This is a genomic window from Paenibacillus sp. IHBB 3054 (assembly GCF_051594305.1).
Taxonomy (GTDB): domain Bacteria; phylum Bacillota; class Bacilli; order Paenibacillales; family Paenibacillaceae; genus Paenibacillus_AQ.
Genome location: NZ_JBOFBG010000123.1, coordinates 1 through 1,064, shown reverse-complemented (window position 1 = coordinate 1,064; position 1,064 = coordinate 1). Strand labels below are relative to the sequence as shown.

The window sequence follows — 1,064 nt, the reverse complement described above, 5'->3', positions numbered from 1 at the left end:
CGCCCCCTCCGAAGGGATCACCCCTACGATCCGACTGTCCTCCGAAGAGAGCACCTGGTGACTTGCTAGTTCTCCCTTTGCGGCCTTAAAATCAATAGGTGTTCCAACAACAGCATTCTTGTACTGGGTAGAGAAAGATACCGAAGACGCAGGGATGACAAAGTCGATAGCTTGGCCACTAACCATCTTCGTCAGTTTAAAATCGGTGGCCCGTAGCACAATCCCCCAACCCGCTGCAGTCCCTCTTGCATCCAATACGTTCAAATTACTGGTCGCTGCTGACGTCTGATTTTGCTTTAAGTCCAGTGTGATATCGGTAAAAATCGGCTTCGTCTGAGTCATTTGCAGACCTGCACCAGTGACCACAACCTCCGATTCGTCTGCAGCAAAGGCAGAGGAGAACGGGAGCGTTACGAGCATGGCCATCAGCATCGACATTATCCATTTTTTCATGATTTGCTATTCCTCCTTATTTATTGTTCTGAGTCAATTAACCAAGTGAACAGGCTCCGGACGACCACCTCCCTTCAAGCACGCTCTGAAAATAAGAAACAAAAAAGCAAACTCCAGGGTTGGAATTTGCTCTCTATAGGTTGACCTCTTTGTCACTCGGATCTGCGCTGGATGGTACATGGGGCGTCTCCTGCTCTTCCTTTTCTTTTTTGCGTTTCCACAGCAGGAGCAAGAGCCAGAACAAGAAGACGAAAATGAAAATAATGACGACTAACACGATCACCACAACCCATACGTGCAGCTCTAGCCAATCCCAGAAGGTCTGAGTCACTTCAATCTTCCCTGCCTCTGTCAATGACGCCTGGGATGCTCTGGACTGTTCAGGTGTGACTGAGAACGAAAAGGTGCGGCTAATGGTCTGCCCAGAGAACGTTGCATTATAAGTAACCTCGTAAGTATCCGGCAGCAGTAACTTGTTATCCAAGATATACACCATATCTGCGGTTGTACCCGCATAAATGGAGTCCGCACGATAGTCCTGCTGATACATAACTTGGCCTTTGCTGTCCTTTACTGTGATATTTCCAGTGGGTTTCTCTAAAATGGTGCCA

At 48.0% G+C, this 1,064-nt stretch carries 2 protein-coding genes; both read right to left on the bottom strand.

The window, feature by feature from the left end; translation table 11 throughout:
* Positions 1 to 453 (bottom strand): hypothetical protein (locus tag ACQ76X_RS35975; protein WP_438498678.1); only part of this gene is annotated, 453 nt, incomplete at its 3' end.
* 133 nt (positions 454 to 586) lie between these two features.
* The coding region (locus ACQ76X_RS35970; protein ID WP_438498677.1) for a hypothetical protein at positions 587 to 1,064 on the bottom strand (478 nt) is incomplete at its 5' end.